This window comes from Sporosarcina sp. P33 (assembly GCF_002077155.1).
Taxonomy (GTDB): Bacteria; Bacillota; Bacilli; order Bacillales_A; family Planococcaceae; genus Sporosarcina.
The window spans coordinates 1,153,676-1,168,698 of record NZ_CP015027.1 but is presented as its reverse complement, the minus strand read 5'-3'; the positions used below and the strand labels follow the sequence as shown (position 1 = coordinate 1,168,698).

Genomic DNA, 15,023 nt, shown 5'->3' with positions numbered 1-15,023 from the left:
AAGAACCGGCGACTCCTGGAGGATCAGGGTGACAGGCGTAATCGCCAACGCACTTCTGGCGAGTCCGCCGCGCCCCCTCAGGAAAGCGTCCGGTTCTGCAGGGAGAATCCTAAACCATACGCTATCTTAACAACGACTTGTCAAGAGCATCTCATTTTCAAAAACCAATTTCATTGGATAATCTACAAGCTTGTTATTTTCTGTATGTTTGACCATCTTGGCCCAATTACTGAAGAACTTTTATAAAGTGCCTGTCACAGCTCGAATCCTGTCGAAGGTGATTGACATTTTTTTCGTTGTGCCAGGCACTGATTATTCGGCAAGAAACAACAACCCAGTGATTACTTTGAACACCTTTTCTGCGCTCCGATTTGAATTCCCTTAGAAGTCATCACGGGCGTTGCGCAATTCAATAAAGTCTTCCAATGTTTCCGCTCGCAGAAAGAGGTTAATCTCCTTCTCTCTGCCGATCGTTGTCGGGAGTGTTGGCTCTCCTTTTTCACGCAAGTCACGTACCTTTTTCAATGCATTGAAGATTTTTTCATTGTCTGGCTGCGTGTCGTATGCAAAGCGTAAATTAGTTTCGGTATACTCGTGACCAGGATAAATATGTATATCCTCATCCAAGCGTTTAAATTTCTGCAAGGTTTCATATTGGGCTTCGTAATCACCGGTAAAAACTCGGCCGCATCCCGCTGAAAACAAGGCATCTCCGCAAAAAAGACTGTTTCCCATTAAAAAGCTGATATGGCCATGTGTATGGCCCGCCGTTTCGAAAACTTGAATAGGATGGCCCAGTAAGTTAAAGGTATCGCCTTCCTCTACCACATGATTTGCCAGGGTTTCCGTTTCTTTCGGTCCATATATCTGGCATTCTGGATGTCTCGCCATAACCTCAAGTACCCCGCCGGTATGGTCTTCATGCTTATGCGTTAAAAGAATGGCAGCCAGGCGAAGCTGCTTTTCTTCAAGAAAATCCAGGACATCATTTGCTGTTCCCGGATCAACTACAACTGCCTCTGTTTCTTCTTGAATGCACCATATGTAATTATCAGCAAAGGCTTTGATTGGATGAATAATCATCGTACGATTCCTCCTCTTTTCATATCTTTGATTTGCGGCTTGGAGACTAGTTTTTCTCCTTCCGCTGATAAGTTTAAGTTTACCTTACTATCATAACATGGGGGAGGTCCGCCTTCTCTGTCTGTAAATCAATTCTACATCTTGTCAGCAACCTTTTACACCTTCATACAAAGTGCCTGTGCAACATGGAGCTCCATGTTGCACAGGCACTTTGAATGGTCATACTACACCGTAACCATAGATGGTCATTTTCTTTTCATACCATATTTACTTAAGTTTGCGCTGCTTTTTTCAACGATCTTCTCGAATTCGACAACTACAAAATATTTAGTTTCTCCGACCTTTTCAACACTTACGATTTTTCCGTTACGCCCTTTGATCCTCACACTTTCATCTGCAGCCGGTATGATCCGTGATGCTACATTGAGCACTTCAACTTTGTCTTCAAAATAATGAATGGCATACATTTTCTAATCTCCTTAGTTAAAATGAGTGGTGGTATATATTCATTTTATGAAGTGGATTATGAAATAGAACGCGGGCAAAGGTATTTTGTCTGCCTATTCGTTTGACGGGAAGGTGCTCAGTATCCAGACAAACACAAACTTCTGCATTCGCACATAAATTAGTAAAACGGCAGGAGGTCATGATATGAAAAATAAACAGGCATCCACTAATCGTGAGTCCTCAAGAACGAAATGGCATCTTTTTGAGATAATTGGGGTCTTGTTAGTGCTGCTTTCATTGCTTATTTTATTATTCGCGCCTAATTCACTGGCCAATTTCTTTAATACAATAATTGGTGAAGTAAAACCAATCGTAGTAGATGTGTTTTTAACAAGCGAGGTAGGCATCGCGATTATCGTCAGTGTGATTTTTGGGCGTTTATTGGAACGGCTAGGATTTACGGATGGCTTAATCAGACTATTTGTTCCCGTTATGAAATGGCTGAAAATTAATCCATCTGTTATCATCCCAAGTGTTTATAATATCCTCGGTGATATTAATGCGGCTGGAAAAATTGCTGGTCCGATTCTTGTCAAAGCTAACGCTACCAAAGATGAACAAAAAATTGCAATAGCGACAATGATTCAATCTCCTCAATCTTTTGCGACATTAGTGTTAGGACTCATCGCGTTATCCGTATTCGGTATTCATGCATTTCCGCTTGTGATCTTCTCAATATTCCTCCCTATAATAGTGGTTCCGTTTATTCTGTCAAAAACGATTTATCGAGATACAAAAGGAGTGGAATTAGAACATTTGCCCCGTTTCACCCCGAAAACCAGATTTCTTCAAACCGTCTTTACTTCAGCAAAAGAGGGAGCAGAGCTTCTTTTGCTGCTCATCATTCCGGCAGTTGCGGCTGTATTTTTCTTTATAGGGGCGTTCAAGTTTTTTGGCATTTGGAGTGCCATTGAAGCATCGTTGTCCACTGTCTTAACATTTATGAGTATTGAACCCACGACGGGAATTATATCGATACTCGCCGCACCTACGCTGGCGGTTGCCCAGCTTGCAGAGCTATCGAGCACAGTAGATCCCCGATTGATTGTAGGGGCATTTGTATTGGCGAACTCAGGCTTGCCATTATCCGTTATCCTTGGCCAGGTACCTGTAACATGGCAAGAAACATCCAATCTCAATGATAAAGAAGCTTTACAAGCCGCATTGATTGGTCTGATCCTTCGATTCGCAACTACTTGGGCATTGGCGGTCTTCTTAACGCCATTTTTGGTGAACTAGATGAACAATGCAGGTTATATCATTAGAGGTAGAAAGATTATTACTGTCGGCAAATTGGGGACGATTGAAAATGGTGCTATGGCTGTAGAAAACGGCAAAATTCTGGATGTAGGGAATTGGAATAGGCTTCAAAATCGATATCCCGGTTTCGCTGTGATTGATTACTCGGCTTATGTTATTACGCCTTCATTAGTCGATTGCCACACGCATCTATTGGAGTTTGCACCATCTTCACTGTATCCTGACCTGCCAATTAACCATCTTAAAGTGGGTAAAGACCTTCTTTTAGATGCTTTGTCGTCGGGAATAACTGCTTTGGGAGAACAAATATGCGGACATCCGCGCTTTGACTTTTCTGTCAGCGATTACCGGAGGGCGGTTTTGAATATGCCCCTGGATGTTTCTTTTGCAGCGACAAGCATATCAATAGGCTTCGAGAAGTTAGCCCATTTCACGGCAGTCACTCAATCGCAAGCCGTGGGGAAGTCAGATTTAATGGACCTGAATGTGGTGCAAATGATTGCACAAGCAAGTGACTACCCAGGAGAAAACTTATTTATTAATGCAACACCGGCAAACTTTACGGCAGATGAAGTTCCAAGGGCAGGAGAAGTCATTTATACGTTAGAGGAATTAAAACGTATTGCAAAAATTTATCATCAGTGCGGAAAGCGGATTGGTGTTCATGTGGCGGGTGAGTCCAGTATAAAAATGGCATTGGATGCCGGAGTGGATGTTTTACACCATGCACATGGCATTACGGACGGGTTAATCAAACAGGCTTCAAAACAGCGTGTGGAAATAGTGGCAACTCCCATGGGGGGGACACATTTGCCTCCTAATTCTCCAGAAGATGTTCTTGCACTGGTGAATAATAATATTACTGTTTCAATTTCAACTGATGCGTATTTGCCTCCTTATCAAGGAGTGACGTGGCTGCCATTTACCGATCAGGCATTAAGGGGACCTGATGTATTCATGTTAATTGCCCATCCTGCCATGAAACTATTAAAAGAAAATCACTATGGTGAAAATGAAATATTGGCATTACTGACTGCAAATCCCGCAGCATTATTAGGCCGGGAAAATAGTTTTGGAAGATTAGAGCAAGGGTTGGATGCCAACTTCCTGGTGGCAGAAGGCATTCCGGGTTTGGAAATTACAAGTGCTGAAGATATTAGTAAAGTGTTCTTTCGAGGAAAAAAGGTAATTGACCGTAAAAACGGAGCCAAATAGCATCGCATGTAAGAAGCGTAATATTGTTCAGAATCCATTGAAATGTATACTTTATGTGCCCCCGGACGAATCAGTACGGGGGATTTTTGACTCCTGAATTCTAACTGCTGCACGGGATGAAGGGTACTGGAGTGTATTCATTTAACGATCAGTCTAGGTTGTGGAGCCGAATAACTGCTATTGAAAAGTATATCCTATCTTGGTGAATAGTCTGACAAACCACGGAAGAATATATTATTACTACTATTCAGTTTTAATAGTATATATTATAATAAAAATAGACAGAAAACTATTTGTGAATTTGGAAGGGGCTTGATAAAATTGATGAATGGTTCAAAAGGTCAAACTATAGTTGAATGTTTACAGGAGTATAATTTAAAGAAAAATATTAAAGAACAGCTAAAAATAATCAATCCCCTTCTGGGTAAAAAGGAAACAGATATAAAAGTTCATTTAGCGAATGCCGTTGCTAATGGTGTAATTACCAAAAGTGAAATGGATTTCTTAGAAATCAAAATGGCGCTTGGCCGGATGTGCTTAGAGTTGGAGCAAGTATTGGATAATATTTACGTTACTTTGTTGTTTTATGATAAAGAACGCAATTTAGTTTTTCATGGTGCAGGTCCCAGTATTCCAGTGGAGTTCTTTGACTTCTTTAAAATTATTAATGAACAGGGAATACTGGATGAAGATTGTGCTTCATGCGGAAGAGCTATTTTTACACAGGAAGTTGTGCATTCAGATATTGGGACAAGCGAACTTTGGGCAAAATTTAAAGAAGGCATACTTGAATACGGTTTCAGGTCTTGTACCTCAATACCATTCTTTACAGACACAGGCCGGTTGGCCGGAACGTTTGCGCATTACTCTGCCACACCAAACCATCATATCACTTCAGATGAAGTGGAGATGATTCAAGAAAAAATATCGATGTTTAGTTTTGAAATACAAACGATATCTGATCGTATTCAAGAATATACGCAAGTCGGCAATGCTGAACTGACCATTATATGAAGAAGGGGGATTTACGATTGACTGTTGGAGAACGCCTGAAAACGCTTCGTTTGAAGAAAAGGCTGACACTGCGAGAGGTTGCATCTAAAATTGGGCTGGCCAAATCATCCTATGCAAGTTATGAAGGGGGATATAGAAATCCCCCTATCGATAAGCTAATAGCTTTAGCGCAACTTTATCAAGTTTCAACAGATTATATATTAAACTTAACGAATGTTCCTGATTCTGTTGAATCTCTTCAAAAGCAGCAACTGAACTGGGATGGGAAAGTTTTAAGTAAAAAGGAATTAGAAATTGTTCATCAGGTTGTCGAATTAATGACGGAAAAGCAACAAGAGAATATTAAAGGCAATTTAAGACATATGGATATCGGGTAATATTCATTGTCTTTTTTTCTATAAGGGGTCGCTTAAAGTGAACAAAGTTCTGAGTGGGGGGATGAACATGGGGAGCAAATATAATAATCAATTGAGCAAGGAAAACACAGGAAATTCATATGACCATGACATGGTTAATGAACAACTGCGAGAAGCGGATACAGCATTCCTGACGGACGGTAACATTCAGCTAGTCGGAAAATTAGCTGCGGGAGTAGCCCATGAGATTAAAAATCCACTTACTTCTATTAAAGGTTTTGTTCAACTGTTGAATATGGGTATAAATAAGCCTGAATATTATTCAATAATTTATTCGGAAATAGATCAAGTAGAAGCAGCAGTAAATAAACTTATTAACCTTGCGGAAACGCAATCCGTGTGCTTTCGTATAAATTGTATTGCGCGTATCTTAGAGTGTACTGTTAAAAAGATGAATGACTTGGCTGAACGTAAAGGCATTAGAATAATTTTAAGGGCGAATAATGATTTATTATCGATCTGCTGCGACGAAATTCAACTTCAAGAGGTCTTTGAACGTATTATTAAAAATGCCATTGAGGCTTCAGCTTCTAATAAAAACATATATATCACTTATGAAAAAAATGAATCTCATGTTCATATCACGATAAAAGATGAGGGAGCCGGTATCCCTTATGAGAAGATGATGCATCTTTTTGAACCGTCTTACTGCAACAAGAAGAACTGTACTGGTTTTGGTCTAATGATTAGCCGCAAAATTATTAAAGAACATAATGGCGCTATTCATATTAAAAGCGGGCTGGGAATGGGTACGACAGTTGATATTTGCCTTCCGCTGCAAAACTCAAAAGTCCCTGCATCTCAGCAGTTGGAATAAAAATGTTCTGGCTGTGCAAGGCAACATAATTCAATCTGTTTCATGTGGCGGACCGAAAGCCAATTGATTCATGTGATGGAGCACAAAAAATATAAACAAGAAGATTGGTGCGAATACACACGCATAAAGTCAGGTCTTCAGAGAATTTGTATTATTTATAAAAACGAGAACCTATCAGCATGTACAAGGAAATTATTTATCCAGATCGAACTCCTGCGTATACGTATTACTCTGTGACGATAACACAATTGGAGGGTATCACTTGGTTAGTAGTCAAGAATTAAAAAAGTATTGAATGCCCAGTTTCCAAGTAAGGTTGGAAACTGGGCAATTTTATACATACAGTAATTTCCGTCAGTGATATAAGAGGGATAAAACGTTATGAGTGATTATAGCTGTCCATGTTAATAATCATAATAGCAGACGGATGACCTTTAAAAAAAGATTGACTGGTCAATAAACATGGTTTACAATTGGGAAAGAATATTCAGAATTTTGGGAAGGGGGAATTTTGAATAAAGTTAAGGAGAATGTAAAGCTATTCTTTTTTGGATGTGTTAAAGACTTGTGTTGATCTAATCAGCTTCGCGGAAGTGGCTTGAAAAATTAAATCTAAAAAAAATTATGCTTCCGATAGTGTAGTAGGGTTATAATGGCTATGCAAAGAAAAACTTTTATCAACATAAAAGATTGACTGGTCAAATTTATTACCAAATATTTCTTTGAGGAATTACATGTAATTTTTAAGTTATTAAAAACAAAAGATGTATCTAAAAATAAGAATTGAGGTGTAGAAATGAAAAATCAAAATCTTCAAATGTTAGTGAGTCCAGCTCAAACTGTCGCAATCGTTGGCGCAAATCAACGTTTTGCCACGCTTGTCATGTTAGATAATTTAAAGCAAATGGGTTTTAAAGGTACTGTATATCTTGTGAATCCCAGATATGAAAATATAAATGGCATCCGTTGCTATTCTTCTCTGGCTGATATCGATGAAGAAATTGATGTCGTTGTGGGGCTTGTCAACCCACGGTTAATGATGGAAGTCGCTGAAGCAGCAAGTGATATTAAAGCGAAACTTCTCGTCATCCCAGGCGGAGGTTATGGGGAAAGTGGAAAAGAGGGAGAGGAAATACAAAACCACATTCTAGAAAGCGCTTCAAAAACAGGAATGAGGGTTGTAGGACCGAACTGCATGGGGTATTTTGATATGCACAATCATTTCACGCCATACATTGGGACATTGCATAGACCGCTGCGACCTTTAGTAAAAGGTAATGTCTCGATTATCTCACAAAGCGGTTCTGTTAACGATGCTTTTATTGCTTCCAGACTGGGAATCAATAAAATTTATTCAACGGGCAATGAAGCTGATATCAAAATGGCTGACTATATGAATTTATTAGCGAACGATCCAGAGACTTCGGTCATCATTTTATATATCGAAGCAATACGGGATCATGAAGCATTCTTAAAAGCCCTTGATTTATGCAGTACGAATAAAAAACCTGTCATCGCCATGAAAGTAGGCAGAACAACAAAATCAGCGGCTGTTGCTAATGCGCATTCAGGGGCTTTGGCTGGAGATTATCGGATCGGGAAACTTGTACTTGAAGAACACGGAGTTATTTTTGTTGACGATATAGATGAGGCAGTTGCGGTATCTCAATTATTATCCCAGCCTTATCTGCCTGCTCAAAAAACAGTCTCCGCACTCACCGTGTCAGGAGGTCAAGCTGGATTATTGCTTGATTTAGCAGATGATTACAGCGTTGAATTTGCAGATTTTTCTGCACCAACCTTAAAAACGATAAGCAATAAGCTTCCTGAACTGGGTAAATTGTCAAACCCTTTAGATATTTGGGGGAAAAGCAGTAAGGATTTTTCTGAGGTATCGAATATTTGTCTGACATCTTTAGCGGAAGATCCTAATATTGGGATCGTTACAGTTGCGATTGACGCCCCCAACGGACAAGGCGATCATGAATTTGATTTTACAGGCACTCCCGCAAAAAATCTTGCAGAGTTACGAAAAACGTCAGATAAACCGTTCTTATATTTTAGTCATATTCAAACGGAATTTGATCCGCGGGTACTAAAGATTTTGGATGAGGCCCAAATCCCAGTAATTCAAGGCAGCCGCAATGCTCTAACTGCTTGCCGGGCATTATTCCAATACGCAGATTTCTTGAATCGAAAACATAAAACACCGATTTATTCGTTCAAACAGACAGATCAATCAGAACCAGCTCTGCTTCATGATGATGAAGGGCGGGAATTGCTTGAAAACAATGGATTTTCTTCGCCTAAAGAAAAAGTGGTGACTGCTCTTAACGAAGCAATAGAATTTGGCGATTCAATCGGCTATCCAGTGGTGTTAAAAGCACAGGGATTAGCCCATAAAACAGATGTTGGCGGCGTAGCATTGAACCTAAATAATTCAAATGAGCTAAAAACGGCCTGGGAAAACATGCAGCACCTTCAATCTCCATTTTATTTGATTCAGGAAATGGTGAATGACGGACTTGAAACGATTTTAGCTTATAAAACAGACGCTCATTATGGCCCTATCGTTATATTTGGGTTGGGAGGCATCTACACGGAATTGTTTAATGAAGTTGTCTTAGCGGTTCCGCCGATTTCAACTGAAAAAGCCGAGCAAATGATCCGAAGCATACCTATGCTGTGGAAAAATGTTCAAGGCTTTAGAGGGAATCCTCCATTGGATAAAGACGCGTTGGTTCATTCTATTATACAAATGGGCAAAATGGCTACCGAGAAATATGAAGAAATCGTGGAATTTGAGATTAATCCGTTAGCGGTTCGTAAAACAGGTGTGGTCGCGCTGGATGTTCTGGCGTCTGTAAAAAAAACTGCACTAGAAAAGCACGGAGAATTAATTAGGTAAAGTGTAACGATCTAATAAAAATAAAATAACCCAATGGTGCACAGATAGTCGATGCAGGCATGCGCAGCCTATGTACCCTCAAGGAGGTAATATATGTGAGAAAAACAAAAATTGATTGGTTTATCTTCATCTCCACTTTTGTATTGATTGTTGCGATTTGTTTACCTTTGATCCTGTATCCAGAAAAGGGCAGTGAGCTGGTAAACTTGGCCAATGGGTTTGTTACACAAAAATTCGGTATGGTATTTCTTTGGGCAGGAGCGGGTGGTTTCGCTTTTCTGATCTATTTGTACTTTAGCAAACATGGGAAGATTAAGTTTGGCACAAAAGATGAAAAACCAGAGTTCTCAAATTTTAGCTGGGGTGCCATGATATTCTGTGCAGGAGTTGCTTCGGGGTTAGTTTACTGGGCTACAATTGAATGGGCCTATTATTTTAAAGCCCCGCCATACGGCATTGAAGCAGGTTCTGTGGATGGAGCGGAAATTGCAGCGGCTTACGGGATTTTTCACTGGGGGCCGTCTGCTTGGGCATTTTTCGTCTTACCGGCTATTCCAATTGCCTATTCATACTATATTTTGAAAGTACCTATTTTACGATTAAGCGAAATATGCAGAATTGTGATTGGAAAGCGTGCGGATGGTTTATTAGGGAAGGCAATTGATATTGCGTTTATGTTCGGAATCTTAGGGGCGGCTGGGACATCGTTAGGTTTAGGCACACCGTTAGTTGCCGCAGGTGTAAGTAAGGTAACAGGTATAGAGGCGTCCATGGGAATGAATGTGTTTATACTCATATTATGTACAGCATTATTTACATGGAGTGCCTATTCAGGTTTAAAACGAGGTCTAAAACTATTAAGTGATATAGCTATTGTTTTTTCCATCCTCCTGTTAAGCTATGTCTTAATTGTTGGACCAACTGAATTTCTATTAAAAATGGGAACAAACAGTATTGGAATGGTATTTGATAACTTTATACGCTGGAATACGTATACAGATCCGGTCAGTAATTCAGGTTTTGTTGAGGGGTGGACCGTTTTTTATTGGGCTTGGTGGATTGTTTACACTCCATTCATGGGACTTTTCATTGCGAAGATTTCCAAAGGGAGAACCATTCAACAAGTAATCTTGGGCGGAATATCTTGGGGATCGCTGGGATGCACAGCGTACTTTACGATTCTAGGAAATTATGCCATGAACTTAGAGCTTACAAAAGTTTTATCGATAACCAGTTTGGTAGAGCAAATTGGTGCACCCGCGGCAATTATTGAAGTCATCAATACGCTTCCTTTTGGCTGGTTTGCTGTACTAGTGTTTAGCTTCATTGCTTTAATATTTTTAGCTACAACATTCGATTCTGCCGCCTATATGATGGCATCAGCAACCACACCAGAACTTAAAATGAATGAAGAACCAGCTAAATGGAATAGATTGTTCTGGGCTATTACTTTGTTTATTTTACCGGCAACCTTGATGGTTCTTGGAGGAGATCTTCAAACAATACAAACCGCTTCAATTTTGACAGCGCTTCCATTTATTTTAGTGATTGCACTTCTCGTCATTTCGTTACTGAGAATGCTGAAAACAGAAGCACACCTCGAACAAGATGTGGAGCTGGAAGAAGCTGAAATTGCTGATCAGAATATGGTGAAAGAAAATTTGGAGCCAGCGGGCATCAATTTACAAAAAGGAAATCTTGGAATCATAGCTGACCAGCATTTAAATAGTGGTATTGTGAAATTTGAAAATAGAGAGGAAGAAAAATATGAAAGATTATAATACAATCCTATACAAAATTGAAGATCACATTGCGACGATTACTTTAAATCGTCCTAATAAATTAAATGCGGTGACGGAGCAAATGACGGAAGATATCTGGGATGCACTGGATCAATCAGAAAAAGATTCAAACGTAAAAGTGGTAATCTTGGCGGGTGCAGGGGGGAACTTCTCCGCAGGTGCAGATCTTAAAGAGTCAATGGATCTGCCGTCTCCTATTGGCGACGAACCGTCAGAAGTTTACCGTGCTCAACTGGAAACTTTCTTGCGGGTTGGACTGAAACTTTGGGACTTGAAGAAACCTGTGATTGCCGCAGTAGATGGACACGCTTACGGAGTAGCAGCTGATTGGGTATTCTCTGCAGACATGGCCATTGCGTCCGATACAGCTATGATTGGCGAACCTGAGATCCGTTTTGGGGCAGCGCCGGCTACTTTGATGATGCCGTGGATTGTGGGCTTGCGAAAAGCGAAAGAACTCCTTTTTACCGGTGACTCCGTTGATGCGGAAGAGGGCTACCGCTTAGGCATTTTCAATCGGGTTGTACCTCAAGAAGAGCTATTGGCGGAAGCCATAAAGCTGGCAGAGAAAATGGTGAATATACCGCCATCTGCGCTGAAAATTACAAAGATGACAATTAATAAGACATATGAAATGATGAATTTGAAACAGTCGCTTGATTATAATATTGAAACGGCAATTTCTATGTTCTTCTTAAGCCAGGAACAGGAAATTGCGGAAGCAGGCCGGATCGTTCGTGAGAAGGGTGTAGGCGCATTTTTAAAGGGAACACAGAAAGTGTAAGACACCACAAAAGGCCCGCTATGAGATCATAGCGGGCCTTTTTGACGGCTGACTTCGGCTGATTATATAAACATTATAAAGCCCCATGATTGGAGGCGAAACGCTTGCCTGCTCCATTCATGGGGCAATCGTATAAGTAGCTGTTCATTTATTCCCAGATTAATCAATAGTAATTCATTATAATTTAAGAACGGTTCTTCCTTTTGCCTGACCTTCTAAAATTTTTGATAAAGTAGCAGGCAGCTCATCTAAGGAGACTTCAGTAGTAAGAGCATCTAAATTGTCAGGTTTCATATCACTTGCCATTCGATTCCACAATGCACTGCGTGTTGTCATTGGACAATAAACAGAATCAATGCCGAGTATATTCACCGCTCTTAATATGAACGGAAAGACTGTCGTCGGGACATTAGTTCCTCCTGTCAATCCACTGACAGCAACCGAACCGCCGTATTGCAGTGTGCTGACTATATAAGAAAGTGTATTGCCGCCAACTGGATCAATCGCTGCAGCCCAGAGCTGTTTATCGAGAGGTCTAACTTTTTCCGGCTGCAGGTCTTGACGTGAAATCACTTCACTCGCACCAATACTATAAAGGAATTCTTTCTCGGTTTCTTTTCCTGTACTTGCAACGACATGATATCCTAGCTTCGCAAGCATAGATACTGCGAAACTTCCGACGCCGCCAGTGGCACCAGAGACGAGAACGGACCCCTTATCAGGTGTTACACCATTTTCTTCTAATCGCTGTATAGAGAGTGCAGCGGTAAAACCAGCTGTTCCGAAAGCCATAGCTTCCTGCATGGATAAGCCCTCCGGCAATGGAACAATCCAATCAGCAGAAACCCTGGCATACTCACTGAATCCTCCAAAATGTGAAACGCCAATTTCATAGCTTGTTGCGATTACTTCATCGCCTTCTTGAAAGCGGGAATCTGTAGAGGAAACAATGGTTCCTGCCATATCAATACCAGGAACATGCGGGTATGCGCTGACAATCTTGCCATTAGGAGTTGCAGCTAAGCCATCCTTGTAATTGACGCTGGAATATGCAACTTTAATAATGACATCGCCGGCGGGTAAGTCATCTACTTTCAAAGTAGTGATAGTTGAAGAAAAATCATTTTCATCTTTATTCACTAATAAAGCTCTAAAATGTAAATCGTTCATATAAAACTCCTCCAGTGTACATAGTATTTTTAAAAGGACATTTTGACCGGTCATACTAATTTTGGGTAAATAGTTCCTCATTAGACCTGAAACCACCAGTCCTAATGAGGGGTATATTTATTCCAACTATAAGTTAGACTGTATCGTCTATTATACAACAGATATGTGACCGGTCAATCTTTTTTTGGTTAATTGATAGAATCTTCGGGTTTTTTGCAGTTTAAATATGTAATAATGGTTTCAAAACAATTGTCCCGATAGTGAGAATGCAGTGAAGGATCATCCCTCATCAGCCACTGGAGAAGGCATCCGTCGATTAGAGCACGAATCATATGGCTTCCGCTCTCGATTTCAATAGTTTCGAAGATTCCCTCTGATTTACCTTTTTGAATGATTTCACTTCCGATAAACCAGCAATTTTTATAGAACGTATTATTTACTTCACGAAAACGTTCGTTTTGGTTTACTTGGGCGAGGAATTCTAAATAGACGCTGTAAAATATACGGTTATCTTCTGGACTTTTGAAAGCTGCATTTACATATGCTCTCATTTTATCTATTGCAAGCTCTTCCTTTTGGATGGCGGCATATTCATTTTTGAATATCCTATCGGTCATCCACTCAAGCAAATGATAAAAAACATCCTCTTTATTTTTAAAATAATAACTGATAACACCTTTGCTGACGTCTGCATAGTCTGCGATATCTTGAAGGGTAACAGCGTTAAAACCTTTCTCGCCAATGGCTTTCAGTGTTGCGCGTAAAACTTGTTTTCTTCGCTCTTCTGCTCTTGGATTCATTTACTTCACCTTCCAATTTTATATTTCCTGATTTCAGAATAAGATGTACGAGTATATAACCGGACAGTGTCTTTTAGTATAAGAAAAATTCCTTTATATATGTACCTTTAAATGAAAAAACGGCTTTCTCAGTAAAATCATATCACTAATTAGCAATCTATAACAAGACTGAACATATGCTTATTGCTTTAGCCGTGTGATTACTGTAGTTTTCAAATATAAAAAAACTTTTATTCTGTCCGGTCAAATTTTTATTGACTGTGACAGAAAATTATATTAAACTGAGAATGTAAAGAAAATTGTTAATTTTAACAATTCGGTAAGAGCATCTGGAAGAAAGAGGTGGGGACGTTTACACAAGTTTTTAAAGATAAAGTGTATAAAACTTACAAACGAATTACTATTATTGAAATGGAGTGATTGTTAATGGAAAGTACAAAAGTCAAAGAGTTCACAAATATAGATTTGAAAGTGGAAAATGGAGTAGGATATGTTTTTGTTAATTGTCCTCCTGCAAATACATTAAGCACAACGACCGTTAATGGTTTGTCGGAGTGTATGAATTTTATAGAATCTGATCAAAGTATTAAAGCTGCTGTATTAACGGGCGCAGGGAAGATGTTTGTAGCGGGTGCAGATATTAAGGAATTCACCGAAGCGTTCCATGATGAGGAAAAAGGCAGGAAATTATCTGTCGATGCACAAACCGTATTAAATCAAATTGAGAATTTAACAAAACCTGTCATAGCGGCTATTAATGGCGCATGTCTGGGTGGAGGTCTAGAGCTTGCCATGAGTTGTCATCTTCGCATTGCAGCTAATGAAGCGAAGTTGGGTCAGCCTGAATTGAACTTGGGGCTAATACCAGGTTTTGGCGGCACACAGCGCTTACCCCGACTTACCAATAAAGCAAAAGCGCTTGAAATAATTCTGACCGGTCAATTTGTATCCGGGGAAGAAGCTGAAAGAATCGGTTTGGTAAATAAATCTGTTCCACTTGAAGAGTTAGCAGATGAAGCGAAGAAACTAGCTGAAGCTATTGTTCAAAATAAAAGCTCACATTCAATTCAAGCCGCAATAACTGCTGTTAATGAAGGTACTAAAACAACACTTTCAGAAGGATTGAAAATTGAAACAGAACAATGGTCTCAATTATTCAAGACGGATGATATGGTCGAAGGTGTTAACGCGTTTATTGAAAAACGTAAACCTGTTTTCAAATCATGATGAAATATATCAGCTGCTAC

At 39.8% G+C, this 15,023-nt stretch carries 13 protein-coding genes; 9 read left to right on the top strand and 4 right to left on the bottom strand.

Annotated features, from left to right (window positions below; genetic code table 11):
• Positions 1-381: 381 nt before the first annotated feature.
• Both gloB and SporoP33_RS05910 read right to left on the bottom strand, forming a co-directional pair.
• Positions 382-1,083, bottom strand: coding sequence for a hydroxyacylglutathione hydrolase (gene gloB / locus SporoP33_RS05915; RefSeq protein ID WP_081242862.1), 702 nt, complete (start codon positions 1,081-1,083; stop codon positions 382-384).
• Positions 1,084-1,328: 245 nt separating this feature from the next.
• Positions 1,329-1,550, bottom strand: a complete 222-nt coding sequence (locus SporoP33_RS05910) for a hypothetical protein (protein ID WP_081242861.1) — start codon at positions 1,548-1,550, stop codon at positions 1,329-1,331.
• 184 nt (positions 1,551-1,734) lie between these two features.
• Between SporoP33_RS05910 and SporoP33_RS05905 the strand changes: the two genes are divergently transcribed.
• The 8 genes from SporoP33_RS05905 to SporoP33_RS05870 all read left to right on the top strand — a co-directional run bounded on the left by SporoP33_RS05905 (position 1,735) and on the right by SporoP33_RS05870 (position 11,806).
• Entirely contained in the window at positions 1,735-2,829 is a 1,095-nt protein-coding gene (locus SporoP33_RS05905) for a hypothetical protein (RefSeq protein ID WP_155961312.1), read from the top strand.
• Complete coding sequence (locus SporoP33_RS05900) at positions 2,830-4,065, top strand: amidohydrolase family protein (RefSeq protein ID WP_081242859.1); 1,236 nt, start codon at positions 2,830-2,832, stop codon at positions 4,063-4,065. It abuts the gene before it with no gap.
• A gap of 324 nt (positions 4,066-4,389) precedes the next feature.
• Positions 4,390-5,079 carry a GAF domain-containing protein gene (locus tag SporoP33_RS05895; protein ID WP_369821969.1) on the top strand — a complete coding sequence of 230 codons (690 nt, stop codon included), beginning with the start codon at positions 4,390-4,392 and terminating at the stop codon, positions 5,077-5,079.
• 17 nt (positions 5,080-5,096) lie between these two features.
• Positions 5,097-5,456: a helix-turn-helix domain-containing protein gene (locus tag SporoP33_RS05890; RefSeq protein WP_196796868.1), complete on the top strand. Its 360-nt coding sequence runs from the start codon at positions 5,097-5,099 to the stop codon at positions 5,454-5,456.
• Positions 5,457-5,493: 37 nt separating this feature from the next.
• Positions 5,494-6,312 (top strand): ATP-binding protein, encoded by an 819-nt coding sequence (locus tag SporoP33_RS05885; RefSeq protein ID WP_081242856.1) that lies wholly within the window; start codon positions 5,494-5,496, stop codon positions 6,310-6,312.
• Between the two features lie 796 nt (positions 6,313-7,108).
• Positions 7,109-9,220, top strand: coding sequence for an acetate--CoA ligase family protein (locus SporoP33_RS05880; RefSeq protein WP_081242855.1), 2,112 nt, complete (start codon positions 7,109-7,111; stop codon positions 9,218-9,220).
• 95 nt (positions 9,221-9,315) lie between these two features.
• Positions 9,316-11,001: a BCCT family transporter gene (locus SporoP33_RS05875; RefSeq protein ID WP_196796867.1), complete on the top strand. Its 1,686-nt coding sequence runs from the start codon at positions 9,316-9,318 to the stop codon at positions 10,999-11,001.
• A complete protein-coding gene (locus SporoP33_RS05870; RefSeq protein ID WP_081242853.1) occupies positions 10,988-11,806 on the top strand; it encodes an enoyl-CoA hydratase/isomerase family protein in 819 nt (272 codons plus the stop codon). Before SporoP33_RS05875 ends, SporoP33_RS05870 begins: the two co-directional genes overlap by 14 nt.
• Before the next feature lie 177 nt (positions 11,807-11,983).
• On the opposite strand, the gene SporoP33_RS05865 is transcribed toward SporoP33_RS05870, so the two are convergent.
• Positions 11,984-12,976 (bottom strand): NADPH:quinone oxidoreductase family protein, encoded by a 993-nt coding sequence (locus tag SporoP33_RS05865; RefSeq protein WP_081242852.1) that lies wholly within the window; start codon positions 12,974-12,976, stop codon positions 11,984-11,986.
• Between the two features lie 188 nt (positions 12,977-13,164).
• Positions 13,165-13,776 (bottom strand): TetR/AcrR family transcriptional regulator, encoded by a 612-nt coding sequence (locus SporoP33_RS05860; protein ID WP_081242851.1) that lies wholly within the window; start codon positions 13,774-13,776, stop codon positions 13,165-13,167.
• Between the two features lie 426 nt (positions 13,777-14,202).
• Here SporoP33_RS05860 and SporoP33_RS05855 point away from each other — a divergent pair, with 426 nt between their 5' ends.
• The gene (locus SporoP33_RS05855; protein ID WP_081242850.1) at positions 14,203-15,003 is read left to right on the top strand and encodes an enoyl-CoA hydratase-related protein; all 801 of its coding nucleotides are present in this window, start codon (positions 14,203-14,205) and stop codon (positions 15,001-15,003) included.
• Positions 15,004-15,023: the final 20 nt, after the last annotated feature.

What these genes read in the sequence shown, in the direction of transcription:
- gloB (WP_081242862.1), bottom strand. Translation starts at nt 1,083, where the DNA reads ATGATTATTCATCCAATCAAAGCCTTTGCTGATAATTACATATGGTGC.
- SporoP33_RS05910 (WP_081242861.1), bottom strand. Translation starts at nt 1,550, where the DNA reads ATGTATGCCATTCATTATTTTGAAGACAAAGTTGAAGTGCTCAATGTA.
- SporoP33_RS05905 (WP_155961312.1), top strand. Translation starts at nt 1,735, where the DNA reads ATGAAAAATAAACAGGCATCCACTAATCGTGAGTCCTCAAGAACGAAA.
- SporoP33_RS05900 (WP_081242859.1), top strand. Translation starts at nt 2,830, where the DNA reads ATGAACAATGCAGGTTATATCATTAGAGGTAGAAAGATTATTACTGTC.
- SporoP33_RS05895 (WP_369821969.1), top strand. Translation starts at nt 4,390, where the DNA reads ATGAATGGTTCAAAAGGTCAAACTATAGTTGAATGTTTACAGGAGTAT.
- SporoP33_RS05880 (WP_081242855.1), top strand. Translation starts at nt 7,109, where the DNA reads ATGAAAAATCAAAATCTTCAAATGTTAGTGAGTCCAGCTCAAACTGTC.
- SporoP33_RS05870 (WP_081242853.1), top strand. Translation starts at nt 10,988, where the DNA reads ATGAAAGATTATAATACAATCCTATACAAAATTGAAGATCACATTGCG.
- SporoP33_RS05865 (WP_081242852.1), bottom strand. Translation starts at nt 12,976, where the DNA reads ATGAACGATTTACATTTTAGAGCTTTATTAGTGAATAAAGATGAAAAT.
- SporoP33_RS05860 (WP_081242851.1), bottom strand. Translation starts at nt 13,776, where the DNA reads ATGAATCCAAGAGCAGAAGAGCGAAGAAAACAAGTTTTACGCGCAACA.
- SporoP33_RS05855 (WP_081242850.1), top strand. Translation starts at nt 14,203, where the DNA reads ATGGAAAGTACAAAAGTCAAAGAGTTCACAAATATAGATTTGAAAGTG.